Source organism: SAR202 cluster bacterium, assembly GCA_016872355.1.
Taxonomy (GTDB): Bacteria; Chloroflexota; Dehalococcoidia; order Lucifugimonadales; family VGZY01; genus VGZY01.
Window position 1 is genome coordinate 1 of the sequence record VGZY01000044.1, and the last position, 25,084, is coordinate 25,084.

Genomic DNA, 25,084 nt, shown 5'->3' on the forward strand with positions numbered 1-25,084 from the left:
AGATCGAGCCTGACAGCGAGCGGAGCACATACGCCAGGGCGACCGTAGAGGTACAGGAGCGGCTGGACGGGCGCATCGTGGTCATGCACAAGGGGCGTGAGCTGGCCAGCACGGTTGCTCCCCTGAGACCCGCAGTCCTGCGAGCAAGGCGAAGAAAAGCTCAGGCGGGCAAGCGTGGAGAGGGGCGTGCTGGAGACGGACCCGTCTCCAGCACACCCCTCTCCTCGCCCAAGGATCGAAAGCCGGGTCCAGATCACCCTTGGAGATCGAGACTGATTCAACCAAAACCAGTCGTACTGACAAAATCACTGAGCAGTAAGACTGACAAAGTCATTGAGCATTGACATGGTAACATGCACCCGTTTTCGCTCGTTTCTACGTAACATAAGTTGACCAGCGCGAACAAGACTCTCGTTCATCGCGCCGGCGCCTCGCCCATGATGGAGTCCGCGGGGTAGACCCGGTACTGGTTGGGCTTTCCGGGAGATATGTGGACAACCTTCCAGGCTTCCAGCCCGAAGGAGTCCTCCTCCACGATCGTGAACTCCCGGCAGCACAGGTCGCCCCCTGCGCCGCCGAACAGGACAAGCGTGTTTCCTCCGTCCAGGCGTTGCGCGCTTGAGCAGCACTCAGAGAACTTAGGCGGGACTGCGCGGTACTCCCAGCGCACGGAAGCCACCTTTGTCGCCTGGTTGAGCCGGAGCTCCAGAGCGCGGGAGAATCGGCCGCCCTCTTCCCTGGGCCTCGCGCCGCCGTTGTCGAAGAGCAGTACGTTGCCGTTCGGCAGCAGCCATGCCGTGTGCTGGCCGTAAAAGGCGTCAGTATCATCCAGGAACGAAAAGTCGCTCCCCGGGCCGCCGAGCCGCCACAGAACATCCTTGAAATCTGCGCTGATCAGGACTACCTGGTTGAGGTGGCCCAGGGACACAAGGACCGTGCCGTCGGCCGCCACCGTCGCGGAGTTGCCGTGGCTCCAGTCCTGGACCGACTCGTCGCGGTCGCATCCGCCCCAGATGGGATGCCCGGGCAGCGTAAAGTTGGAGTTCGGTGATGTGCGGTCCGCAGGTGAGATGTGGTCGAATATGTTCCAGACGATCTCGTTCTTCCCGGTCGCCGGGTCCCAGATTCCGATGGTGTCGCCCTCTTGCGGGGCCAGCGGGGCGCCGTAGCCGGGGCGCAGGACCGCGCGGGAGAGGTAAAGCACTCGCCCATCCGGCAGGATCTGCACTTCGTGGTGTATCGGGCCAAACGGGGCGCACTCGTCTTCCAGCCGGGCTACCTGGTTTCCAAGGGCGTCGATCTCCACGAGCCCACTGCCAGTTGTGCCCCCCCTGTGCCCGGCGATGTAGACGACGTTGCCGTTTTCGCTGCGGCGAGCCATCACCCATGGCTGCTCCCCGTCCGGTCCTTCGTAGTACCAGACTATGTTTCCCGCGCCGTCAATAGCTACGAGCCCGAGGAAGGACTCCTGCCTGAACTCCAGGAAGGTTAGCGGGTGGGTCGGGCGGCCGGAGACAACGGTGAAAGACGCCTCCTGGAGCCCTTCCGGCAGAGGGCCCGTCGTGAAGCGTCCTCCGGGGCCTTCAATGGTTGCGCCGCCCGTCCCGTAGCCCAGTACGCGGTACTCGTATTCGGTCTCAGCCCTCAGCCGAACGGCGTGGATATTGAAACGCGTTCCTTGCGAATCAACGGGCCTCGTCGTAAGCCGGTCGTCAAGCCCGGTCCAGTACTCCACGTAAACAAGCCCGGGACGGTCCAGTTCGCCGCTGATATTCGCGATGAGGTTGTTGCCCGGGTGGATGAAGGCCGTGGCCGAGAGCGGCAAGGGAGGTGGGCCTGGGGTGGGGGTTGGGGACGGGGAAGGTGCCGCAGTAACGGCACTGGACGGCGCCGGGGTTGGAGCGGCGGGTGGCGGGTCCCCGCATGCGACGAGGAGCAGGCCGATTGAGCATGCGATCATCAGCCGGAGCGGTCGCAAAGCCTCAACCGGGCTCATCGCAGGCGGGTCTCGCCGGCAATGGAGGCGGCGGGATACGCGCGGTAGCTGGTGCGGTAGGTGGGGCCTTCCATCGTCATCTTCCAGACTTCGGAGCCGTCCCTTCCCACCTCGGCCACTCTCCGCGGGACCGTGTCCATGTTCACGAGGGTGTTGCCGCTGGGCAGCCTGTAGGCGCCCCCGCGGAGCCGCCCGAACACATCCGGCGTTGCGCGGTACTCCCAGACTTTTGTCGCGCTCATATCGTAACTGTGCAGCGCCAGCTCGATCGCGCGCGTGTACTCTCCGCCTTCCTCGGCCGGCCTCGCCATGCCGTTGTCGTAGAGCAGGATGTTGCCGTTAGGCAGCTGCGATGCCGTGTGCTGATGGTAGAACCGGTCCTCTGGCTTCGGGAAATAGTAGTCGCTGTCCGGGCCACCTAGTTTCCACTCAATAGACTGGAAGTCCGGAGAGATCGAGATCACCTGGCTAATCGTTCTGAGCGAGACTATGTAATTTCCGCGCGGGCCGATTGAAATGGAGTTCGCCATCAGCCACCGCCTGGGGTCCCGGTCTCTGGTAAGGTAGTCCAGGTTTGACTGCGTGTCGGTGGAAAAATGGTCCCGCGCGTCCCAGAGCTTCCGGGTGGTGTGATTTGCCTGGTCCCATAGTCGAATGGAGTCGACCATGATGCGCGTGGGTATGGTGCCGCCGGGCGAGGCTGGTCCGGTGTAGGGCACAGCCTCATCGGCTAGATAAAGGACCTCGGTGTCCGACACGACTAACTGGTCGTGGTGCGCCCATTTGTCCACCTCGCTGTTCGAGAGCATGTCCACGATTTTCCCGTCGGGCGTGATCTCAACCATGCAGCACGTCTGGCCGATAAACTGAAGGTTGCCCAGCATATAGACGATGTTATGGTTTGGCTTCTGGCGGACCGCCAAGAGCTGAAGATAAGTTGGAGCAAAGGGGTTCGGAGGCGCGAAGTACCAGACGATTTTCGAATCTTCGTCAAGGAAGAGTATGTATGGCGTCTGGGCCTCGCCCAGGTCCATCATGACCAATTCTGACGTTGGGGCTCCTGAGGCGGTGATGTTTAGTGAGGAGAGGGCAGGAGGCAGCGGCCCGGTGGTGAACTGCCCGTCCGGGCCGTGAGACACTGAACCGTCGCTGCCCACCGCGACCGCCCTGTACGAATACGTCGTCGCTGCCCGCAGCCTGACCACCGGGAAATGGTGTGCAACCGCCGGGGACGAGGTGGCCGTGCGGAATGCGCCGGCGCCGGGGTTCTCGTACTCGATGTAGGCCGCGGCCGCCCGGTCCAGGTCCACCGTCACGTCGACAATCAGGGAGTTGCTTTCTCTGGGCCGGGCCGAGACTGCAAGGACTCTCGGAATGTCCTGTACCGCCGGGGTGGGCTCCAGGCTCACCGGCGTGGCCGGTGTTGGCGTTGAAGTGGCCGCCCGGTCACCGCAGCCAAGGACCGACCCGCAAGCCGCCAGGGCGATTGCCGTCATGGCGATGAATGTTGTGGCCCGCCGGCTATAGCTGAAATGAGAGTCATTAATCATTGATTTTACGTTAACCTTAATTCCCCCTGGGATCCGCCAAACCGCCAGTCCAGAGTATGCATCCGATCGATTCTTGCGACAATCCATGAATCTGGATTCACGAAATGAATCCAAATGACTGTCGACGTCGGTATATGGAGTGTACAGACGGTAATTTAGGGTGTCAACCGCGCAAAGTGTATCTGTCTTTGCTCAGTGATATTGTCAGAATGTAGTCCTCTCATGGACTGACATATTCACTGAGCAGTTACCTACTGACAATATCACTGAGCAAAGACAGTAGCGCCCGCGGCGATTGTCCGGCGAGCTCATACCGTGCTATAATGTCCCGGTTGTAACCCTTGCCAGCCTACTTTTTCGGAGATTTCATTGTCTTACGTAACCATTCGCGAAGGTGAAGACGGCGAGAGCCTGCTCCGGCGCTTCCAGACCTCCATGCAGCGGTCCGGCATCCTGAGGGAGCTCCGCAACAGGCGCTACTTCCGCTCCAAGGGCGAGCAGGAGCGGCTGGACCGCGCCCGCAGCCTCCGCAGGCTGCGCCGCCGCCGCAACAAGTAACAACCCTCGCGCCCCAGCCCTCCGGGGCGCGGCAATAGCCCCTTAACCAGCAACCGAGACAGCCCGACCGGACCACACCGGCAGGCGCTCGGTTTCTTGCTTTGTGAAGCGTGCCCACAGCCTTGTCTAACCGCCGGATAGACCGTTCGTTATAAACTAGAGGCAACCAGGCATACCCACTTCCCCGCGCCCCATGTTCTCCGCGGAGAGGCTTACAAGAGAGGATAATGCTATACTTCCCAAGGCGCTGGTGCGCCCACATGGCCGTTAGCGCCGTCGCACTCCTTGCCTTCGCCGCGTGCGATGACCCCGGCACGCCGCAGGATGCAACGCCTACCGCGCTCGCCGGAAGCAACGCAATTCCGGCGTCCCAATCGGAAGCCAGCCCATCCCCAACGGCCACCCTACCCAGCGCGGCCATGCCTTCGCCGACGCCAACCCTGACGGCAAACCCGACGGCCGTGGAGACGTCGCCAACCCCCACACCCTCCCTTACGCCCACCCGGACCGCGACGCCGTTCATCTTCATGGTCCTCACCCCGAACATAGTAACGCGCACGCCGACGCCCAGGACTGTTGCGACCGCAACTCCGTCGCGCGTCCCCACTGCCACTCGACCACCCACTTTCACGCCCACTCCACGGCCCACGCTCCAACCCACGCATACGCCCACTCCCCTGCCAGACGACGTATCCGCCACCAGCACAACAGCATTAATCCCTCCGGCGACACCTGTCGTCCCCTCCCCGACGCCGCCGCGAGAGCGGCTCCTCATCTCAGAGGTTTTCAGGCGCACCATCCCATCCGTAGTCCACATCCTTTCTCGCATTGAGGACTCGCCGCTGCACCCCGTCCGCGAGACCGTCGGCTCCGGCATCGTCATCAGCGAGCAGGGCTATATTCTGACTAACAACCACGTGGTGGAAGGGGCGACAAGGATCACGGTGACACTGCACGATGGCCGCATACAGGACGCAAGCATCGTAGGCGGAGGCCCCAAGACGGATACGGCCGTGCTTTACCTGGACAATGCAACCGGCCTGCAGCCGGCCGATTTGCTCGAAGATATGCACAGCGTTGAGATCGGCGAAGAGGTGGTCGCCATCGGCCACGCGCTGGGCTTCCCGGGGGGCCCACAATCACCTGAGGCATCATAAGCAACATGGGCCTCTCGATAGAGACCGACCCCGAGTTCCAGATCACCATCGTGGACCTGATTGCGCACCAGGCGCCGATAAACCCGGGCAACAGCGGCGGGCCGCTCGTGAACCTCTACGGGCAGGTCATCGGGATCAATACCGCCATCATCCAGAACAGCGGGCTGGGCTTTGCGATAAACATCGTGGACGCGCGCGATGTGGCGTCGCAGCTCATCGACAGGGGGGTAGTGGACCGCGGCTACCTGGGTATCCGGCCCATCAATCTCACGGCGGAGCGGATCAACACACTGGGCCTGAACCTGCCGCCTGAAGTGCGGGACGGGGTGCTCGTCGTTCTGGTGCACCCGGACTCCCCGGCCGCCCTCGCCGGTCTTACCGAAGGCGACGTGATCGTCCATCTCGGTGAGAAGCGTATCGCCAGCGCCGGCGACGTTTCGAAGTACCTGACCGCACACCTGGCAGGCGAGACCTTCGAGATGGTCTACTTCCGACTCGGCCAGCGCATCACCATCGCCACTACCCTCACGGAGCGCCCACCGGACGCTCCGTGAGGGCGGGCAGTGGGCAGTGAGCAGTCGGCCAATCCAGCAGCCAAAAGGCAGGTGTTGGGTGTTAGACCAGATGCTGCGTGGGCTCGCGCCAGGAAGAGCGCTCCGTACGCTGCAGGAACTCCGCGTGAAGGGTCTTGCTTGAGGCGATCAGGCCGTCGCCGTAGAGTGTCATTGGCTTGCCGTTGCGGTCCGTGATCACGCCGCCCGCCTCTCGCACCATCAGGATGCCCGCCACCATGTCCCACGGCGAGAGGCTGTGGTGGAAATAGAGGTCCGTCCTGCCGGATGCCGCATACGAGAGCCCGAGCGCGGAAGAGCCCATGATGCGCGAGGTCTGCATATTCGGCCAGAGGCCGCGCAGCAGATCCAGCGCCTTCGCGGCGCCCGGGCTATTGTAGCCCAGGTCCACGCCTATGACGCACTCCCTGAGGGCTGTCTTCTCGGACACCTTAACAGGGAGGCAGTTAAGGAATGCGCCCTCGCCCTTCTCCGCCTCGAACATGTCTTCCCTGACGGGGTCGTAGTTCACCCCCACCAGGATGTCGCCGTCCTTCGCCAGCCCTATGACGGTCGAGTAGAAGGGGATTCCCGCCGCGTAGTTGCGCGTCCCGTCCAGGGGGTCCACGATCCACGCGTACCCCTCGTCCGCCCGGATTTCTCCCGCAGACTCCTCCCCCACAAAGGTTATGTCCGGGTACTCAGCGCGGAGCGAGGAGAAGATAAGCTGCTCGACCTCAATGTCCACGTCCGTGACGATGTTCCCCGGGCCTTTGTAGCTGATCTCCTTTGAGCGGTTGAACCGGTCCAGCATCACCCTGCCCGCTTCGATCGCAACGGCGCGGGCGATCTCCGCCGCCGTCCTTCCGCTGGTGCCCCGAGTTATGTCCACCATTCTAGTTCGGGCCTTTCATCCGCATTTATGTCTATTGTACTGCCGGGCAGGCCGTCTAACAAATTCGCGCTAAACGGCGCCTCGCCTCCAATTGAGTGAAAGGGCCTTCTCTGGTAATATCGGTAACTGCTGGCGGTTGTCAGACGATTGTCAGCATTTTGTAAGGATTCCGTCACCAAAAGCCGTGTCTGCGACTGTATTGTTTGGCGGGTAGGCCGGGTGCGGTAGGCGGGAGGTGGAGCGGACACTGCTTTCCCATGTGTTTCGCATGGGTATTTTGGGTGTGCGCATGGATTTGCGTCGCTAACGGCGGAGATAGAATCGGACTGAAAGGTTCGGTAGGCCCAATGGTGTCAGAGACGCAGAATCAACCCCAGACCAGGTCCGCGGCCAAGTGGCTCGCTGTTTGGGGCGCGCTAATTACCGGCGCCGCGGGCATTGCCATGGCCGTCTATTCCGTGGTGATGGGAGAAGAGACGGGCGGCGGCGCGCTGCTGGCGGCGTCCGCGCTCGCCTTCGGGCTCCTGGCGGCCAACGTGGACAGGGTCCCGCGCCCCGGCACTAACGGCGTCGCTGCAGCCGCCCCCCAGAAGGTCGAAGCCCCCGCAGTCGAGGCCCGTGTCGCCGTGGGCACCGGCGTGCATTCCGCCGCGGCCGAGCAGGCCCAGCCCCAGGAGCAAAGGCCGGTAGCGCAGTTTGCCTTTCACGCCGGCACGCAAGAGCAGTCGGGCGGGATGAACGTATCCCACATCAACGGCATGCTCGTCATCCGCCCGAGGGACGCTTCCGGGGTCGCCGATCACGATATCGAGCCGATAACGGACCGCGAGCGTGAGGTGCTGGCGCTGGTCGCCGACGGCCTCTCCAACAAGGAGATCAGCGAGAAGCTCTTCATCTCCGAGCGCAAGGTCAAGAACCACCTCACCTCCACCATGGCAAAGCTCCGCGCATCGGACCGCACCCGCGCGGTCGTCAAGGCCATCCGCATGGGATGGCTTCAGATCTAGCAGTCGGCTGTCAGCAGTCAGCAGTCGGCCAGAACAACGGCCGGCGGGCGCCCTTCCTCCTCGCCCTCAGAGTGAGTCCTCCTCCCTTTCTTACCTCTCCCTTGACGGGAGACCCCGATGCATCGGGGCGATTCCATCGGGACGGGTGAGAGTGCCGGCTGTTGCGGCTGTCTGTATTGTTCCTCTCCCGGCTCTGCGGGAGAGGTGGTCCGGCTATGCGGACCGGTGAGGGCGGCTGTTCCTCCTCTCCCCGAGGGAGAGGCCTTTGGGTGCTTTGACCCAAAGGGTGAGGACCCCGGCTCCGTCCCCCTCCCCATCCGAACGTTGGGGCAGGTCCCCGTGCCTGCCCCGGCTGTTGGCTCGATGATCATCTCCTTAGGGCCGGTCCCCGCCCCTGGGCGGCCACGGGGAGCCGCCCGTACGGTCAGAGCCCAACCGCGGAATCCCCCCCCCAATCACCCTCTCTGTCCGCCAAAGCGCGGACATCTCCCCATCAAGGGGGAGAAAGAAATCCACCGCCAACCCCTCTGTCGCCCCCCCCACCTACCAGAGCGTCATGGACTCCAGGAATAGCTTTTTGAGGTCTTCCGCCGCTACCGGGCGCGGCGAGATCTTGATCACGCGGTGCTGCGGGAGGGTGCCTGCAACCAGCCTGTCCACGTCCTCAGGTCCGTAGCCCAGCGCCTTGAGCCCGTTCGGCATGTTGATCCGCCGGATGAGCTTGATGATAGCCTCCGCCAGCAGCTCGCCCGCATCCTCCGGCCCGGCGCCGCGTACGTCCGCGCCCATGAGCCTGGCGCAATTCAGGTGCTTCTCGGGGTCCGTGGGCGCGGTGAAGCGGAACACAGCCGGCGCGGTCATAATCACCGCCATGCCGTGAGGCACCATGGCGTGGTGCTGCGGGTACCCCTCCGGCTTGAATGTCTTGACGCCGCCCGCGATGGGGTAGGACATCCCGTGCGGCAGGTGGCAACCGGCGTTCCCGAAACCCACGCCCGCGAAGGTGGCCGCCAGCAGCATCTGCGCCCGCGCCTCGGCGTCCGTCGCGTCGTGCACCGCCCGCACCATATTCGCCGCCACCATCTCGATGGAGCGCACCGCCCACACGTCGCTGATGGGGTTAGACCCCTGGTAAGCCGGCCGCAGCACCGGGGATTCCGGGGCTGGCCGCTTCGTGAACGGCAGCGCGGTGTAAGACTCCAGCCCGTGCCCCAGCACGTCCAGCCCGCTGCACGCCACTACCAACGCCGGGAGCGTCTTCGTATTTTCCGGGTCCACAATGCCGATCGCCGGCCTCAGCGCCTTGTGCGCGATACCGGTCTTGGTCTTCATCTCCAGGAAGTCGAAGACCGCCACACCGGTGGTCTCGCTGCCCGTCCCGGTTGTCGTAGGTATCGCCGCCAGCGGCCGCACCGGCCCCGGCACCGGCCTGCCCTCCCCTATCGGCGCGTTCACGTACGCCAGAAAATCCGCGGGGTAGGTAGCGTACAGGTTGGCGGCCTTCGCCGTGTCCATGCTGGAGCCGCCGCCCACGCCCACGTAGCCGTCGAACTTGCCCTCGATGGAGGACCTGATCGCCTCCTTGAACGAAACGTCGGTCGGCTCCACGCTCACCCGGTCGAACAGCACGGCGTCGATCCCTTCCGCCGTCAGGGACTGCATCGTCACCGCCACAGGCTCCAGCCTCGCCAGCTTCGGGTCGGTGACGACCATCACTCGCTTTGCGCCCAGGCGCCGCATCTCGTATCCGACCTCCCGCGTGACGCCGGGGCCGTACTTGATGCTTGATGTGTCCATGGCGAACGCCGTCTCGAGCTTCATTGTTCCTCTAGCCTCACTGGGGAATTCGGGCAAAACAAAGCAGGGTCCATAGTAGGTACCCTGTGAAGGTGCGGCCCAACGGCAGGCTAGACTGAGCCGACGGAGAGACAGGTGACCGTGCGGAGAATGCCGTCTATGGTGTGGATCTCGCTCGTCACCAGGTCCCCCACGGAGTTCAGGTCCGGGGCGTTCACAACGGAAATGATGTCGTAAGGGCCGGTGACTGCGTCCACCGTGACCACCCCCTTCAGGGCGCGAAGCTCCTTCGCGACGGTCTTGGACTTCCCAACCGCGGTCTCGATAAGAATGTAAGCCTTGGTCGCCATCGCTCACACCTCCGGGGCTACATGGATAAGGGCTGAGTGCACGCCATTCTATGCCCGCGAATTACGAGTGTCAACCGCGGCCCGGCCCAGACCCGCCGCCGCTCTGGTCGCTTTCCGACGTTCGCAGCCACCCTGCGTTGAGCATGGCGCCCAGGACCTTCGCGTGCGACTGGGCCTCTTCGGCCCCCTTCATGTGAAAATCAGCCGAGCGCTTCCTGCCCTGGGAGGCAGCCTTCTCAGCCATGGACTCCAGCAGGGCCGCGCGCTCCTCAAAGCCGCGTATGGCCGCCCAGAGCGAGTGCTCCAGCCGCTCTCCCATCCCCTCCAGGAGGTAGTCCGCCGTGAACGAGTGGCCGACGTGACAGCGGTACCGGTTGAGCCCGTCTTTCTCCACGCGCGTAAGGGTGCCGCCGCAATCGGGGCAATCGGGGCTTGTGAGAGACCCCAGCTGAGAGACCTTCTCAATGTCAAAGGAGCCGTTCTCGGACATGTTGGCCTCCATCGACAGATACTCGGGCACATGGGGCGGCTCGGGGCTCTCCTCGGCAACGACCTTGATAATAATGTCGCCAATATCTGCCGTGGATGCCACATAGTCGGGCCGGACCCTGTCCACCGCGTTGCGGGGCATCTCGCTGAACAGCGCATCCTCCGGGTCCTGGGCGATAGTGACGCCGCCGCATTTGCGTATCGCCAGCAGGCCGGCGACGCCGTCATCCAGCATGCCGGAAAGGACACGCCGATGACGCGGGACCTGTTGTGGACGGCGGCCGAGTAGAAGAGGGGGTCTATCGCGGGACGGGTCCGGTTCTGAAGCGGCCCATCGGAGAGGTGCACGAGACCGTTTCTCAGGACCATGTGGCGGTCCGGCGGGGCCAAGTATATCCGCCCGTTCATGATGGGCTCGCGGTCACGCGCCATCTCCGCGTGTAGCCGGGTGCTGCGGTCAAACACGCGCCCCAGTGTGCCGGGCGAAGACCGGGAAACGTGGAGAACGACGAAAACCGCGGCGGCCAGGTTCCCGGGAAGGCGCTCGATGACCGATTTCACGGATTCGATGCCGCCCGCGGATGCGCCAATGACGACGATGTCGTGGCCCGGCATTAGTCCCCATTTCCGGTCAACGGCCAGTCCTGGCCTCCTCCGTCTGAGACCTGCCCCTTGAAAGGCCGCAGGGGAACCCCCGCCCTTGCGCGAGGAGTCCCCTTTATGCAATCAAGTGGGAGTCGTCTAGCGGAACCTGTCTCCGGGACCGGGCGTTAGAAGGTCTTCCTTCTGCGCCTCGATTGTCTCGGTATTGTCAGGCACCATGCCGATGTGGTGCCTGTACGCCAGCTCGCCGCCCAGCCATCCCGAGACAACAAGGGCAACGGCGCCGATGCCGTGCAGGGCGGTCACAATGTTGAACTCATCGCCCGCAATCGCGCCGTCGTCCCACTGCAGGTAGGCCGCCACGGCGCACAGCGCCACTATGCCCAGGTTCAGGACCATATGTATGGTGGCCTTGCTCCTGGCGCTCTTGCTCAAAGGCAGAGTGAAGTAGTCGATGAACCCCGGGATTGATTCGACGAGCGCCGTAACAATGGCCGCGATGCCCGTGTACATTGAGATGTCGTACCAGACCCTGTCGCCAGTGGAAAGGTAGATGATGTCCGACACGAGCGCCCATATAAACAGACCGACCGGGATGATCACCAGCATCGGGTGAAGCGGGTGTCCTCCAACGTGTGCATTGCTCCTCATGGCCCAACCTCCCAATCACATCAACTGCCGATAAGACCCGAAAGGGCACCCCCTGACAGGAGACCTGTAATTGCACAATACCCCCGCCGAAAAGGGCGGACATCACCCGATAAGATAAACGAGAACGACGAATTAGCTATATGGAGAATAATAACGTGGGCTGCGTGTGGCGTTCTGCGCGCGGTTAGCTTTCAGGATTTTCGGCCTGTTTTCTTCTCTCCGCTATTGTTTTGCGGAGAAGGCCGGCAAGGTTCCACGGGTCGAAGGGCTTGGGGATAAAGAGTGGTCCGGGGTTGCCGTAAAGGCGCCGAATCTCGCCGATGTCGCGTGCGGAGGTCGATACCCATACGGGCTTGTACGAGCCGTCCACTGCTGCTCTCAGCTCCCTGAGCCGTGAAAGCACTGCGCCGCCCATCCCATCCGGCAGCCCCAGGTCAAGCACAACGGCATCCACAGCGCCCCCGTCGATCGCGACCAGCGCGTCCGCGCCCGTCTCCGCCTGCTGCACGCTGAAGCCGGCCTCTCTCAGAATGCGGCTCACCAGTCGCGCGAGGTTCTTATCGCCCTCGACCACGAGCACGGTGGACTGCAGCGTTTCACGTGCCATAGGTCATCGCCGCCCCCACATCCTCAGCGCCGTCAGGTCCGATATGAGTGACAAAGACCCGCTTGTCCGATCCCCGTGAAACAACTCGATCTCACCTGGAGGTTGGCCGGAATCCACTCGGCGCCGGCCTTACCTCTCCCCATTTGCAGAATGACGTGAAAGGGTCCGGTGCTTTTGACAAGCTCCCTATCTTCCATCATCTCACAGGTGAGTGACTTTGCTGTGACTGTAATGCGCAATGCTGTGACGGTTAAATGCGGAGAGCTGCCGATTTTGCGTTGCAAAAAAGGACGTTGGCGTCAAGGGCGCACCATTTTGGCGGCGTTCTCGGGCTTCGGCATCCGGTAACCGATCTGCGACTCGTTGAAGATGTACCGCGGGTTGCGCCCCTCGTCGCCCAGCTTGCGCCGCAGGTGACGGGCCATCGAGCGGACGAGCTCGGTCTCTCCGGAGTACTCGGGGCCCCAGACCCTCTGGAGGATCTGCTCATACGTCAGCACCCTGCCGGCGTTCGTGGCAAACTCGTACAGCAGCTTGTACTCCATCGCAGACAGCGAGACGGGCTCGCCCTCAACGCTGACCAGGCGCTCTGCAAAATTGATCACCAGGCCGTTCAGCGTGAAGCTGCTCTGTCGCACCTCGCTCCTGGGTGAAGTGCTGTGACGGCGGAGAGCGGTCTCTATGCGCGCTACCAGCTCGGTGGGAGAGAACGGCTTGGTTATATAGTCGTCCCCTCCGGCGTTCAGCGCCTCAACGGTGTCCTTGTCGCTCGCTGTGAGGACTATGACGGGCACGTTGGAGAACTCCCGGATCTGCTTCACCAGCTCGATGCCGCTCGTCTCCGGGAACATCAGGTCCAGCAGGACGACGTCCGGCTCCTCGATCTCCACAAGCTTGGACGCCTCGCCGGGCATATTCGTCACGATGGCGTCGTAGCCCGCCTCCCCAAGGAACCGCCGGAGGAGCCTGAGCACCTGCCGGTCATCGTCCACTGCCAGTATCCTCTTCCGGTCTCCGGAGCGTATCACCTTCTGCACAGGGACCGGCTGGACTGCGGGCCTTTCCGGGGGAGCTTCGACCTCGCTGTGCGGCGGCGCCAGCACATTGTCCGGCACAACCGCAATGGGCACCGTGAAGCTGAATACAGCCCCTTTACCCGGTCCCGCGCTCTAACCCCAGATTCGGCCGCCGTGGGCCTCCACAATGCCCTTGCAGATGGCCAGCCCCAGACCAGTGCCCACGGGCTGGCGCTTGCCTTCCTCGTGTATCTGCGAGATCTTCCTGAACAGGAGCGCCTTCTTCTCCGGAGCAAAGCCGCGTCCGCTGTCCTTCACGCGTACTGTCACGTGGGTAGCGCTATCCTCCAGCTCAACGTGAATGGGCGCCGTGGTTGCGGAGAACTTGGCCGCATTATTCAAGAGGTTGTTCACGACCTGCCCTATTCGGCGGCGGTCTGCCTTGACCAGCGGGAGCTCATCCGAGGCGCGCAGCATGACGCGGAATGTCTTGCCGCTCTGCATGAAGGAGGCCAGGCTCTCTTCCAGCAGAGCGATGAGGTCCATGGGCTCGGGCGTGACCGAAAGCGCGCCGGCCTCGATGCTGCTCATGTCCAGCAGGTTATTGACGAGCTGGGTAAGGTGGTCCGCCTGCTCGTTAACAAGCTGGAACATGTCGCGCGTTTCCGGGTCGTCCTGAAGGTGCGCTCCGCCGAGCGCCCAGGACGCGGCCGCCTTGATGTTCGAAAGTGGAGACTTGAGCTCGTGGCTCACCATCGCCAGGAACTCGGCCCGGCTGCGGTCGCTCTCCTCAATGGCGGTGATGTCCTGCAGGACAACGATTGCGCCCGTGATCTCGCTGGCGAGAGAGTACTGGGGTTTGGAGTTGACCAGCACAGGGACTGTGCGACCGTCCGGGACCTGAAGGCGCATCTCCTCCACCCTGACCACCTCGCCGCCGCGCACCGAGCGGCTTCACGGTAGCTCTTCGTGCGCATAGAGAGAGCCGTCGGGCTTCACATACTGCGTCTCCCGCAGTATGTCCCGTTCACCGGCGTTCCATGAGGGGAACCCGAAGATGCTGTTGGCCTCGCGGTTAGCCAGGACCACCTTGCAGTCGCTGTCGAACACAATGACGCCAACAGGAGAGGCGTCTATTATTGTCTGCAGCCGTTGCTGTTCAGACCGGAAGGCATCCTCGGAGCGCTTCCGTTCGATAGAGGCAGCGAGAATGTTGGCTACGGACTCGAGGAAGTGAACGTCGTCCTCGGTGAATGCCCGTCGGGTGGAAGTGTGCGCCCCCAGGACGCCGAACGGCCTTTCATGGCCCTGGATGACGACGCTGAGCCCGCTCACAACATTGTGTTGCCGCAGAAGCGACGGCCCGCTGAACCGCTGCCCCGAACGGAGATCGTCAACAATGACAGGCCCTCGTGACAGGAGGGTGTAGCCGGCCTGCGAAGTCCTGTCCGCTCCGACGATCGCTTTCCCTTCCAGCCCCCCCTTCCAGCCGACCCCGGAGCGCAGGAGGAGGCCCTTGCCGTCCGGCTGGAGCTGGAGCACCTTCGCGTACTCCACCCCCAGCCCCTGGGCGAGAATCCTCACGGCGTCGCCCATGAGCTTGTCCAGGTCGCTGCATTCTATTGCGATTGCGCCGAGCCTGGCCACCAGCGCCTGCTGGCGCTCCCTGTCGCGGACCCGCTGCTCCACCGCCTGGCGCTCGGTCACATCCATGCATACGCCCGCCAGGCCGGCCGCCTTGCCGTCTGCGGCGCCGACCACCTGGCCTCGCCCCTCAAGCCACCGGACTTCCCCGCCGGGCGTCCTGATCCTGTACTGGGTGTGGTAGTCCTCGCCCGTCCTGACCGCCCTGTTTATGTCCTCCAGGACATGCTTTCTATCGTCCTCCACTACGCCCTGGAGAAAGGACTCGAAGGTGCCGTTGAATGAGCCGGGGGCGAGGAAGTGGATCTCCTCCATATTCTCGGACGCCGCGGACGGCGCCGTCCGCGGCGTCCCAGTCCCACGCCCCCACCCTCGCGGATACAAGGGAGAGTCGAAGCCGCTCGTTTTCGCCGACGGTATTCTGCTGGTCAAGCTGCGAGGGCGGTGGAACGGCGGGTTTTGAGCCCCTTACCGCTTCGGGCTTCGGAGTTTCCATGGCTGTCTATCGTGGCCCTTAGTTTTTCTGACCCAACATAATCCATAAACCTTAAGCCGCCACATCCTATCCGGCAACTACCGTTCGAGTAATCGGGCTAATCCATCCGGACTAGTCCATTCGAAAAATAGTCACCGCGCCGCCTGTATATACCTGGGTTGCCCCGACCATCGATGTAAACTTCTCCACCCCTGCCCTGGGATAGTACAGCCGCTCAAGCTCGCCGACGTAGACGTACTTCACGCCGTACTGCTCGATGAGGGAAAGTGCCTCGTCCGCGCTGGCGGTCGAATAGATGCGGTTAACGTCGGCTATTCGGTCGTTCACCGCCCAGCGGTACCCCCAGCGCTGCTGCTCCTGGTGCCAGCCCCAACCCACTATGCTCGGCAGACCGGTGTACACGGATATGCGCCCACCCCACCTGTAGTTCGGCGTAACCCCCTCCAGCACTATCGGGGAGCCCTCCACGTTGCGCTTCAGCCAGCGGATGCCGTCGTAATCGGCCCCCAGGTCTATAGGCCCGTGCTCGTCCATGTACGTCGAGACCTGCATGTAAGCCGCGCCGTTGAGGGTCAGCGGCGTCTGCTCAAAGCGCACGCGGAGCCGCGCCTGGGTGCCGAGGACGGTATAGACCGACGCGCTGAGAATGAGGACGGCCAGGAAAGCCGCCCACGCCTTCCGCGCCATGCTGAGCCTCCGCAGCTGCGCCCTGCGGCCGCTCGCGATATGCCACAGGAAATACGCGGCGGAAAGCGCCAGCAGCGTCCACACCTGCAGGTAGAACTTGAAGATGCTGTTCATGCGGTCGATGTCGCCTTCCAGCCGCACCACGTCCAGCCCGCCGGCGATGCACAGCGCCAGAAGAGCCATCGTGGCCGCGTACACTACCTGCGGAGAGTCCGGCCGCCACGACCTCAGAAACGCGAGGGCTCCCAGTGCGACGGTTCCCCCCAGCGCGACTATAAACGGGATGGTGCTGCCCAGCCACCGGGTGGAGAGGAAGTACGCCAGCGCTACAACCGCGACCAGCCCCGCGATGAGGAGCGCCCTTCGCAGCGCGCCTATGGTGCGGCGCTCCTGTTCGGGGACGGCCCCGCCTGCCCCAACAGCAGAAGCCCTCGAAATCCTCGAGCGCACCCTGCGCCATGCCGCGCCGGACCAGCCGCCGGAGTTGGCGAGGAAGAAAGACCCGATGATGAAGACAAAAAGGCCGGTGATCGCCAGGAATTGCCAGATCACGGTCTGGTTTGTCGTCTTCTCCACGCTGGTGAAGAAGGTCTCGAATGAGTCGTGGTACGGCTTGAACGCCAGGTAGCCGATTATGACGATCGCCGCCGCCTTGACGGTTCCCTCAACAATCCCCACCAGGCTGAGCCCACCGCGCCGGAAGTATGCCGCCAGGTAGACCGCCGCCACGGCGATGATCGTGTACGCGGGGAAGTCCCACGTGTTGATCAGGCGCAAAGAGCCCACGGTGACGGCCAGAACGACAATCGCTCCCCATTCGCGCGCGCCTTTCAGCAGCCCTGCCCTCTTCCCCGTGCCGGTCTCCCGCCCGCGCGCCGCGCCGCCCATTACGAGCGCGAGCGCGAGCCCAAGGGCGAGCAGCGTGAAAGGCATCGCGATCAGGTGCGCGTGCAGGTCCGCGAACAGGAAGGTGAAGAACGGGAACTCCGTGATCTCGAACCCCGGCGGGTCCGGCGGCATCAAGCGGCTGGAGCGCCAGAAGTCGAACGTCCCGAACGGGGCGTTTAACACAACCGCGCGCCAAAGCCCCTGCCCCACCTGTATCGCGCCGTCCAGGTTGCCGAGCACGACGACGAACGCGCCGCCCGCCAGCCCGGCCAGGATGGGACCGCGGGACGGCAGTCGGCGGTCGGCAGTCGGCAGTCGGTTAGCAGCCGGGGAGGCAGCAGCCGAAGACCCCCATCTTGTATTCTTCCCCCGTGGGGGGAAGAGAAGACCATGGGCCCCTGCGGGGCCGGGTTCGGGGCCAGAATCGGGGCCAGGAATGGAATCGCCCGCCGGCTCTTCCCGGCTTCCCTCTCCCCCTTCGGGGGAGATATACAGAGAGGGGGTCCCCGGCTGTTCTGCCTGGCCGACTGCCGACTGCCGACTGCCGACTGCCATATTGTACACAACGCTGAACGCGCCGCCGAATGTCATCGCGAACAGCAGCGGCACCGCCAGGTTGAACGCTATCGCCGTGTCTATCCCCGCCAGGTGGACGAGCGACGCGACGATGAACTGGCCCCAGTAGTAGTAGTTGATGTACCCGCCGCCGAACCACGGGTCGTACGGGGGCATATAGGAGGACTTCAGCACCGCGTTCAGGTACGCCATGTCCATGGGCTTCTCGCCCCCCAGGTGAGAGTGCCACAGGTCCGGATTGGCCATGCGCACGAGAAGGAACGCCATGAACGCCAGAAGGAATATGACCTCGGACACGGCGAAGACCGCCAGCCGCCCGCGCAGCGCCTCCGCGATCTGCCGCCGCCGCGCCACGATGAGCGCGAGCGACACCGCCGCCAGCGCCGCGATGCCGATGCCGACGGACCCCCGCGAGAATGCCATGATCCTGAGGCTTGAGAGTAACCACGCGACGTAGCAGGCGATTAGCAGCCCCATGACCTTTGCGAACAGGTACCCCCTGTCCGGCAGCGCCCTGAACATGACGATTGCGAGCGGCAGCGCCGCCAGCGCAATCAGCTCTATCGCCAGCAGCCAGGCGACCACGGGCATGCGGCTTGCCCAGCTATTCTCGTGGATGATGTCCGTCCAGGTGCCGCCGGCCTGCTGCGCCGCCGCATCCTCCGCGGAGTAGACCAGCCCCACGGCGGCCGTTGACGGCGCGGCCGCGCCGCCCGCCGCGGCGCGCTCAGTGATGCGGCGGTTGATCGTCTCCGCGTCCAGCCGCCCAACGTTCGCGAAGACCATCCCCTTGGGGTGGTCGTACACGGAAAAGCTCTCGTCCGCGTAGCCCAGGTCCCACTTGAGCCCCGCGGGCATGTACGCCTCGATGCCCTCCGGCGCGGGCAGTCGCGGACGGTCGAACGTGTCGTCGACGAACGTCACGCCGGCGAGCGAGGAGTACGCAGTCTCGGCGTTCACCAGCTCGTAGCCGATGGCGCCGGAGAAGAGCAGCTCGTAGTATGCCCGGCTGAATGGATAGCGCTCGTCCAGCCGCGACACGGTCCCGTACAGGCGGTTGCTGAAGAAGGCCACGTAGTCCGCGCCGGCCAGCCGCTCGGACATCAGCCGCACCTTGTCGGACCGGTCGTCCTCGTACATGGGCATGTCGCCCATGCGGAACCGCCCCATATCCGGCAGCCCCTCCTCCCAGTGCTCCATGAGGATGACTGAGCCCGCGGTCGCGTTGGCGTTCAGCCACTGCGACGTGCGGACGGCGGTATGAGGCTGCTGGTATATGGATGCGTATGCGACGGCATAGAAAGCCGTGAAGGCTACGATTGCGGCGATCGCCGCGAGTGCGGCGAAGCGCACGACTCGCGTGCGACCTCGCAGGCCGTCCCACGCCGCGACGGCCATGCGCGCCCCGAACAGGATGAGCACGGGCGATATCGGCAGCAGGTACCGCAGGAACTTGACCTCGAAGCCGCCGACGATCAGGAAGTACGGGACCACCCACGCCAGCAGGAGCGCGTCCCCGCGCGATTCGCGTGACCGCACCGGCACCGTGGCCAGCAGCGCCGCGAAGGCGATGGCGGACGCAATGACGATGGCCACGATGCTGAAGGAGAAGGTGAGGACGAGCGCCGGTACTATCCAGCCTGCGGCGATGTAGGCGATACCGAAGACAATGCGCATCCCGCGCATCGCCGCGTAGACCAGGCCGCCCCACACGAGCGCGCCGAGCGGCCATCCCAGGCCGAACGCGGCAAGCTGGCCGATGTGGTAGAAGTACGCAGGCGTGTCGATGTACTGCCGGGTGTACGGGTAGTCGCGTATCCGGCGCACCATCTCGGCCTGCTCGCCGAAGTCCGCAAGGAATCGGCGGAAGTCGATCAGAGCGTAAGGCTCAGCGATGGCGAAAACAGCAAGCGCCACTGCCCCGCCGGCGACGAGCCCGGTTATCGCTCGTCTCATCCGCGTGGCGGAGTCCACGGTCCGCTCTACGTTGCCGAGGGCGTTGAAGGCATAGAGGATATGGGCCATGAGGAACGCGAGCACGATCGGCGCCTGGCTGACCTTCGTCGCAAGGCCGATGCCTAGGCACGCCGCGGCGAGAAGCGAGTCGCGCAGACGCCCCTCGCGGGCAAACCGGAACATGAAGTAGAGGGCCGCGATGGTGAAGAGGCCGAGTATCGTATCGACGGCGTAGAAGTGGCTGAGCTGGATATGAAGGACAGCAAAGGAGACCAGCATCGCCGCCAGCAGCCCTTCCCTGCGCCCGTACATCCTGGCGCCGAGGAAGAATGCAAGGACCACGGTGCCCAGGTCCGCAGTGGCGGAGAGGACGCGGCCCGCCGTGCGGAGGTCGTGGAGCGGTTCGCCGTCGAGCCACTGGTAGGTGACCTGGACGAATTTCAGCAGGTATAGCGGGAAGCTGCCGTACGGGAACCATCTGGGGTTCCACGGGCTCTCTTCGGCGCCGAAGAAGGTCCCCGGGGAAGGGTAGCCGAGCTCGCCCACCTTGCCCAGGATCGCGCGCTCGTCCGGGTGCGGGGTATAGCCGTAGCCGTCGTCCCATCCGTGGCCGTAGTAGCGCAGTCCTGCGCCCACCGCGACGGTGGCGGCCATCGCCAGCACAAGCAGCACCCTCGCGCTGAGCAGCGCGCCGAGTATCCCGTTGCGATTCCGCGTCGAAACAGCACGGGGAGAGAGCGGCGAGGAAACGTCCATATACGGACAATTCTATCCGGGCACGGAAGACGGGGCAACGTTAGCGCGGGATGGGGACTCGAACGAGTCTAATCGAGGTGTCACCGGACGCCCATGGGGTGGGGCGGATGGGAGCGCTGAAAGCGCGGGCTATCTAAGCCCAGGGCGTAGTGCCGAAGGCTTTGCGAAGGCACGCAGCCCTGGGCACCGGACCGAATAGATTTAGAGCCCTGAAGGGGCGAAATAGTCTCTGGCCAGCCAAAAGACTACTTCCCCTGAGAACCCTCTTGCACCACAGAAAGGACCGGGTTAGGCCACCATCACCCACCCGCTGGCTGCGCGCCCGCGCCCTCCGACGCCCTCTCGGGACGCGGGTTCGCCTCGCCCGGCGCGTAGCCCTGGAAGTAGTCCGTCACGATGTTCCAGCGCCGCACGCCCGCTCCCCGGAGCGTCGCCAGCGTCGAGAGGACCATCGCGTCCGGGCCGGCCACGTAGACCTTGCGCCCCGAAAGGTCCGGGACCTCTTCGCGCAGCATCGCGGCGGTAATCCGCCCCGCCCTCGTGTGCGGCGCCTGCACTCCCTCGGCACGCGTCATGACATACACGGTCCGTACCCCTTTCGCCCGCGCACGCTCAAGCACATCGCGGCACGCAATGTCCTCCGGGCAGCGGTTCACGTACAGCAGCACGATGTCCCGCTTCTCGCCGGTGTCAAACATATGCCTTACCATTGCGGCGAACGGCGCGATGCCGACGCCCCCCGCGATGAACGCCAGAGGCTTGCGGACATCGCGCGGCATCGTGAAGTCGCCGGTCAGGTGGAACGCCGTCATCGTGTCCCCGGGCACAGCCGCGACCATCGCGCGCTTGTAGGAGCTGCACGGCTCAGGCGCCTTCACGAGCACTGAGATGCGGTCCTCCGTGGGCGAGGAGGCTATTGTGAAGTACCGCCGCGTGCCCCGGCTGTCCGCGCCGGAGTGCGGCACTATCCACTCCATGTACTGACCGGGAGTGAACATGAATCCCGCCGGCTTCCCGAAGTCGAAGATGTACGTGTCTGGTGTGACCTTGCGCTTCTCCGTCAGCATCAGCTCGAAGCGGAACTTCGGACGCAAGACGTAGCCAAGAATGTTGCCCAGGCACAGCGCTGCCTCGGGCGAGATGTACGGCCCGCCCAACCCGGTCTGCGGGAAGGCGAAGAGGGCCGCGACGAACACCGTGTACACCAGCCTGCGGAGGCTTGTCGCGGGCAGCGCGGAGGGCTCGGTGAGCATGACGAGCGCGAAGAAGAGCGCCGCGGTGTGCTGCAGGTTGAAGCGGACGTTGGGCCACACGAACTCCATCGAGTCGTTAATGAAGTACGAAGATACCGCCACAATCCCCAGGAAGACCGGAAGGAATACGTAGACGATGCTGTTCCGGCGCAGCTTGCGCAGGAGCAGCAGCCCGCCGACCGCGACGACCGGCAGCATCGTGGCTGACCCCACCCACCACGTCGCGTGGTAGGAGGTCGCCAGCAGCGCCACGGCCAGCACGCCGGCGGCCGCGGGGTTGAACATGTGCTGCCTGTCCACCGTTACAAAGTACTTCGAAAGGACCGCCAGGGCAGTCGCCCCCGCCAGGAACCAGGCATTCTCCGGGAAGTCGACGGGCACGATCAGGACAAGGATAAGGGCGGTGATCGGGTTGGAGTCCCAACCAGTGTCCGCCTTGAGGATACGCGCCACCAGCTTGTTCAGCGCGTAGCCGACGCCGCAGGCGATTGCGACGTTCGCCAGCAGGTCCACCGGCTCATAGTCCAGTAGCCCGAGCGCGCTCGCAATCACAGCCCAGCCGGCGATCGCCGCAAGGTAGTAGAGCATGAGCCGGTAGAGCGTTACCCTGTTCAGCAGGTTGTCGACTATGGCCATTAGTTACTCGCTGACGTACTGTTCAAAGCCGGAAGTCGCGTATGTGACGCGACGGTTCGTGACCATGAACGCATCGAACCCCGGCAACAACTCGATGAAGTAGATCCCCTTGCGCCCCATCGCGCACGCCGCGGTCGCGAAGCGGTCCGCCTCGTACACGTCCGGGCCGATAACCCTGATGCTCGCAATCTCCGCCGCGGGCCTCTGGTTGACAGGGTCGTAGATGTGCCCTCCTCTCGCGTACGTACCCGATGTCGCAATGCCCCTATCTTCCAGCGCCACAATCTTCGCCACGCAGGCGGTATCGAAGGGGTTCCGGATTCCTACGCGCCATTTTTCACCCCCTGCGTCGTGCCCGGACACCTCAATGTCGCCGCCAATCTCTACGTAGAAGTTGCGCATCCCGCGCCGCCTCAGCAGCCGCGCCGCCTCGGAGATCGCGAGGCCTTTTACGAGGCCGGAGGGGTCCAGCTTGTCTCCCTGGCGCATGTCGAAATAGCCTTTGGTCTCCAGCGTGGTCTTTTCGCACAACTCCAGGGCGTTGCGCACCTCGCCGCAGCACTGGGCGCGAGCCATCTCACCACGGTTCAGCCGCGATATTTCGCTATCCGGCTTGTAGGTGCTGAAGACCCTGTCTACGTGCGTGAAGTAGGCCATAACGGCCTCGAAGTCCGCCGGGCGGCCGGCGCCGTCGACAATCTCCATCGCAACCGGCATGCCCATGACCGTCCCCTCGTATCTCATGCGCCCTTTGCCCTCGCGAGGACGCCGTTAAGAGCGTACAGGAATGAACAGCAGGTGACGGACGCGCCGGAGATGATCTTCACCTTGGCGGCCTGGTTCTTGAGTACCTGCGCGCGCAATCGCGGCGCGGCCTTCTGGTTGATGCCGAGTGAGGTGGGGTTGCCGTCCGGGTAGCTCAGGAAGCGCACATCGGCGATGTTGCCGTTCGCAATTACTACCTCAATCTGCACGATGCCGTAGTGGGCGTCCACCTCCTTGCTCTGGTAGACGCCGTCGATGTACGGCCCCGGCGTGGCGTTCGGCACGGGCGTCGTGGTCGGGAAGGGCGTGCGCGTGGGCGCGGGGATAGTCGGCACGGCAGTCGGCAGCTTGCTGACGTACGCAGTGGGCTCGGCCGTAACGTCCGGAATGACGACCGGCGTGGGAGTGGTGACGACGACGATCGGCGTGAAAGAGGGCGGCTCGGCCGCTGTGGAGGGCGTCGGAGACAGGGGGCCCACATCCGCGAATTCCGGCGGGGCCTCGTTGCCGCTACCCAGTCTGGTCACCAGGACCGCGGCGAAGAAAGCGGACAGCACGAAGGTGAGCTGCATGTATTTGCGCATGGCCCCATGCTACGGCCACAGCCATCAATGGGCCGCAAGCAGACACACCCGGCGCGTGAAGAAGCCGTGAAGAACACGAAGCAGGGGCCGATAAGCGGCCCCTGCTCATTAGAAGATTACTGCCCGGTTTCGAGGTTCACTTCTTCGCCGACAGGCGCTCCTTGTTGCGCTTGCCGTACTCCTGGGCCTGGCCCACGATGTCCACGCCGACAGTCTCGCTCCACGCGGCCAGGAGCTGGTTGGCGATGGGGCCGGGCTTGCCGGCGCCGATCTTGCGCTTGTCCACGTAGCTGATCGGCAGTACGCACCAGGTGGTGCTGGCGAAGAAGACCTCGTCGGCGGTGTAAACGTCGTACGGCTGCAGCTTCTCCTCGGTCACGGGGATATTGAGCTGCTTGGCCAGGTCGTAGACCATGCCGCGCGAGACCCCCTGCAGTATGCTGCGGTCGTCCGCGTTCTTGATGACGCCGTCCTTGACGATAAGGACGTTGTAGCCGGAGCCCTCCGCAATGTCGCCGTTCTCGTCACGCAGGATGGGCAGCGCGCCGGGGTCGAGGTCGTTCGCCTCCATCTCGGCGATGTTGAAGTTCATCCGGCTGTAGTGCTTGATCTTGGGGTCGAGCGCGTCCGGGTGGTACGCCTGCTGCTTCGTAATCACGGCGTGCATGCCTGTGTCGAACGACCAGTAGAAGTTCTCGAAGTCCAGCGGCGCGATGCGGATGAGCACCGTGGGGTCCTTCGCCATCCATGAGCGGCGGCCCTTGCCGCGCGTCACAGTCTGGTGGATGTTGAAGTCGCCGACCTCCTTGAGGTTCGGCATGTTGCGCTCGACGGCCTCCTCGCTCAGTCGGACCATCTCCTCCGGGGTTATGGCGCACTCGATGCGGGTGAACTTCATCGACCTGTACAGCCGATCGATGTGCTCGGCCATTCGGAAGCTCTTGCCGTTGAATGTGCGGACGACCTCGAACACGGCGTCGCCGAGAAAGAAGCCGCGGTCGGACGGCTCGATGCGGACCTCGCTGAGGGGCATCCACTTGCCGTTCAAGTATGCGGTGAAATTAGCCATGGGACTGAACTCCTTCAGTGCTTTGGACTGTAACTGTTCGTTTGACTCACCAGAGCCTTGGGATGGCCTTCGGGCCATCCCCTGACCCCTTCCTGCCTTCGGCGGAAGGGGAAATAATCTAGGAGAGAATCTGGGGCTCCGCCCCAGACCCCGGCAAGGGGCTATCGCCCCTTTGCAATCCCCAAAATCAACAGCGCTTCGCCCCGTACCCCACTGAGGGCTGCGCCCTCAGACTCCCTTCGGGCCTATGGCCGGAACAGATGGCCCGATGGCGCCATGCCGCGCCTTCGGTTCGGCCTCGGAACCCCTTCCCTCCCAGGGAAGGGGCAGGGGTTAGGTGGATCCAGGGCTGTTACCGCACCCCGAACCCTGTTGGGGGAATCGGGAGGCAGGGGTTAGGTGGCTGCTGTTTCCCTCCTCTCCCCGAGGAGACCTTTGCATAACCCGAGGTAGAGGCGATAATCATACCTGTGCGAGGAAAATATAGCAAAATGGAGTGAGCCATGCACCGCAATATGGGAAACCCGTCCATGATCGAAGCGTTCCT

The 25,084-nt window shown here is 63.9% G+C and carries 20 protein-coding genes and 1 pseudogene; 4 read left to right on the forward strand and 17 right to left on the reverse strand.

Annotation, left to right across the window (positions count from 1 at the left end):
* Positions 1–415 precede the first annotated feature (415 nt).
* On the reverse strand, positions 416–1,825 hold the full coding sequence (locus FJ319_09830) for a hypothetical protein (GenBank protein MBM3934584.1): 1,410 nt from the start codon (positions 1,823–1,825) through the stop codon (positions 416–418).
* A 167-nt stretch (positions 1,826–1,992) separates the two neighbouring features.
* Complete coding sequence (locus FJ319_09835; protein ID MBM3934585.1) at positions 1,993–3,633, reverse strand: hypothetical protein; 1,641 nt, start codon at positions 3,631–3,633, stop codon at positions 1,993–1,995.
* 276 nt (positions 3,634–3,909) lie between these two features.
* On the opposite strand from FJ319_09835, the gene rpsU reads away from it, so the two are divergent.
* The 3 genes from rpsU to FJ319_09850 all read left to right on the forward strand — a co-directional run bounded on the left by rpsU (position 3,910) and on the right by FJ319_09850 (position 5,815).
* The gene (rpsU, locus tag FJ319_09840) at positions 3,910–4,104 is read left to right on the forward strand and encodes a 30S ribosomal protein S21 (protein MBM3934586.1); all 195 of its coding nucleotides are present in this window, start codon (positions 3,910–3,912) and stop codon (positions 4,102–4,104) included.
* 227 nt (positions 4,105–4,331) lie between these two features.
* Positions 4,332–5,261: a hypothetical protein gene (locus FJ319_09845; protein MBM3934587.1), complete on the forward strand. Its 930-nt coding sequence runs from the start codon at positions 4,332–4,334 to the stop codon at positions 5,259–5,261.
* A 5-nt stretch (positions 5,262–5,266) separates the two neighbouring features.
* Positions 5,267–5,815, forward strand: a complete 549-nt coding sequence (locus FJ319_09850) for a PDZ domain-containing protein (GenBank protein ID MBM3934588.1) — start codon at positions 5,267–5,269, stop codon at positions 5,813–5,815.
* A gap of 61 nt (positions 5,816–5,876) precedes the next feature.
* On the opposite strand, the gene FJ319_09855 is transcribed toward FJ319_09850, so the two are convergent.
* Positions 5,877–6,707 carry an inositol monophosphatase gene (locus FJ319_09855; GenBank protein ID MBM3934589.1) on the reverse strand — a complete coding sequence of 277 codons (831 nt, stop codon included), beginning with the start codon at positions 6,705–6,707 and terminating at the stop codon, positions 5,877–5,879.
* Between the two features lie 734 nt (positions 6,708–7,441).
* Here FJ319_09855 and FJ319_09860 point away from each other — a divergent pair.
* Positions 7,442–7,714, forward strand: coding sequence for a response regulator transcription factor (locus tag FJ319_09860; GenBank protein ID MBM3934590.1), 273 nt, complete (start codon positions 7,442–7,444; stop codon positions 7,712–7,714).
* A 543-nt stretch (positions 7,715–8,257) separates the two neighbouring features.
* Here the strand turns inward: FJ319_09860 and FJ319_09865 are convergent.
* From FJ319_09865 to FJ319_09930, 14 genes and pseudogenes are all read right to left on the reverse strand, one after another.
* On the reverse strand, positions 8,258–9,535 hold the full coding sequence (locus FJ319_09865; protein MBM3934591.1) for an iron-containing alcohol dehydrogenase: 1,278 nt from the start codon (positions 9,533–9,535) through the stop codon (positions 8,258–8,260).
* Between the two features lie 86 nt (positions 9,536–9,621).
* Entirely contained in the window at positions 9,622–9,861 is a 240-nt protein-coding gene (locus tag FJ319_09870) for an Lrp/AsnC family transcriptional regulator (GenBank protein MBM3934592.1), read from the reverse strand.
* A 70-nt stretch (positions 9,862–9,931) separates the two neighbouring features.
* Positions 9,932–10,585 (reverse strand): hypothetical protein, encoded by a 654-nt coding sequence (locus tag FJ319_09875; GenBank protein MBM3934593.1) that lies wholly within the window; start codon positions 10,583–10,585, stop codon positions 9,932–9,934.
* 11 nt (positions 10,586–10,596) lie between these two features.
* A pseudogene (locus FJ319_09880) lies at positions 10,597–10,965 on the reverse strand (chemotaxis protein CheB).
* A 126-nt stretch (positions 10,966–11,091) separates the two neighbouring features.
* Positions 11,092–11,604 (reverse strand): DUF2231 domain-containing protein, encoded by a 513-nt coding sequence (locus tag FJ319_09885; protein ID MBM3934594.1) that lies wholly within the window; start codon positions 11,602–11,604, stop codon positions 11,092–11,094.
* Between the two features lie 184 nt (positions 11,605–11,788).
* Entirely contained in the window at positions 11,789–12,211 is a 423-nt protein-coding gene (locus FJ319_09890) for a response regulator (protein MBM3934595.1), read from the reverse strand.
* A 299-nt stretch (positions 12,212–12,510) separates the two neighbouring features.
* Positions 12,511–13,341 (reverse strand): response regulator transcription factor, encoded by an 831-nt coding sequence (locus FJ319_09895; GenBank protein MBM3934596.1) that lies wholly within the window; start codon positions 13,339–13,341, stop codon positions 12,511–12,513.
* Between the two features lie 39 nt (positions 13,342–13,380).
* Entirely contained in the window at positions 13,381–14,172 is a 792-nt protein-coding gene (locus FJ319_09900; GenBank protein ID MBM3934597.1) for a PAS domain-containing sensor histidine kinase, read from the reverse strand.
* A 9-nt stretch (positions 14,173–14,181) separates the two neighbouring features.
* Positions 14,182–15,303, reverse strand: coding sequence for a PAS domain S-box protein (locus FJ319_09905; GenBank protein ID MBM3934598.1), 1,122 nt, complete (start codon positions 15,301–15,303; stop codon positions 14,182–14,184).
* 175 nt (positions 15,304–15,478) lie between these two features.
* Complete coding sequence (locus tag FJ319_09910; GenBank protein MBM3934599.1) at positions 15,479–20,230, reverse strand: phospholipid carrier-dependent glycosyltransferase; 4,752 nt, start codon at positions 20,228–20,230, stop codon at positions 15,479–15,481.
* Positions 20,231–20,529: 299 nt separating this feature from the next.
* Positions 20,530–22,119 (reverse strand): hypothetical protein, encoded by a 1,590-nt coding sequence (locus FJ319_09915; GenBank protein ID MBM3934600.1) that lies wholly within the window; start codon positions 22,117–22,119, stop codon positions 20,530–20,532.
* Between the two features lie 3 nt (positions 22,120–22,122).
* Positions 22,123–22,863 carry an FAD:protein FMN transferase gene (locus FJ319_09920; protein MBM3934601.1) on the reverse strand — a complete coding sequence of 247 codons (741 nt, stop codon included), beginning with the start codon at positions 22,861–22,863 and terminating at the stop codon, positions 22,123–22,125.
* Positions 22,860–23,468 carry a hypothetical protein gene (locus FJ319_09925; protein ID MBM3934602.1) on the reverse strand — a complete coding sequence of 203 codons (609 nt, stop codon included), beginning with the start codon at positions 23,466–23,468 and terminating at the stop codon, positions 22,860–22,862. Before FJ319_09925 ends, FJ319_09920 begins: the two co-directional genes overlap by 4 nt.
* Before the next feature lie 136 nt (positions 23,469–23,604).
* Positions 23,605–24,615, reverse strand: a complete 1,011-nt coding sequence (locus FJ319_09930) for a hypothetical protein (GenBank protein ID MBM3934603.1) — start codon at positions 24,613–24,615, stop codon at positions 23,605–23,607.
* Between the last annotated feature and the right edge of the window lie 469 nt (positions 24,616–25,084).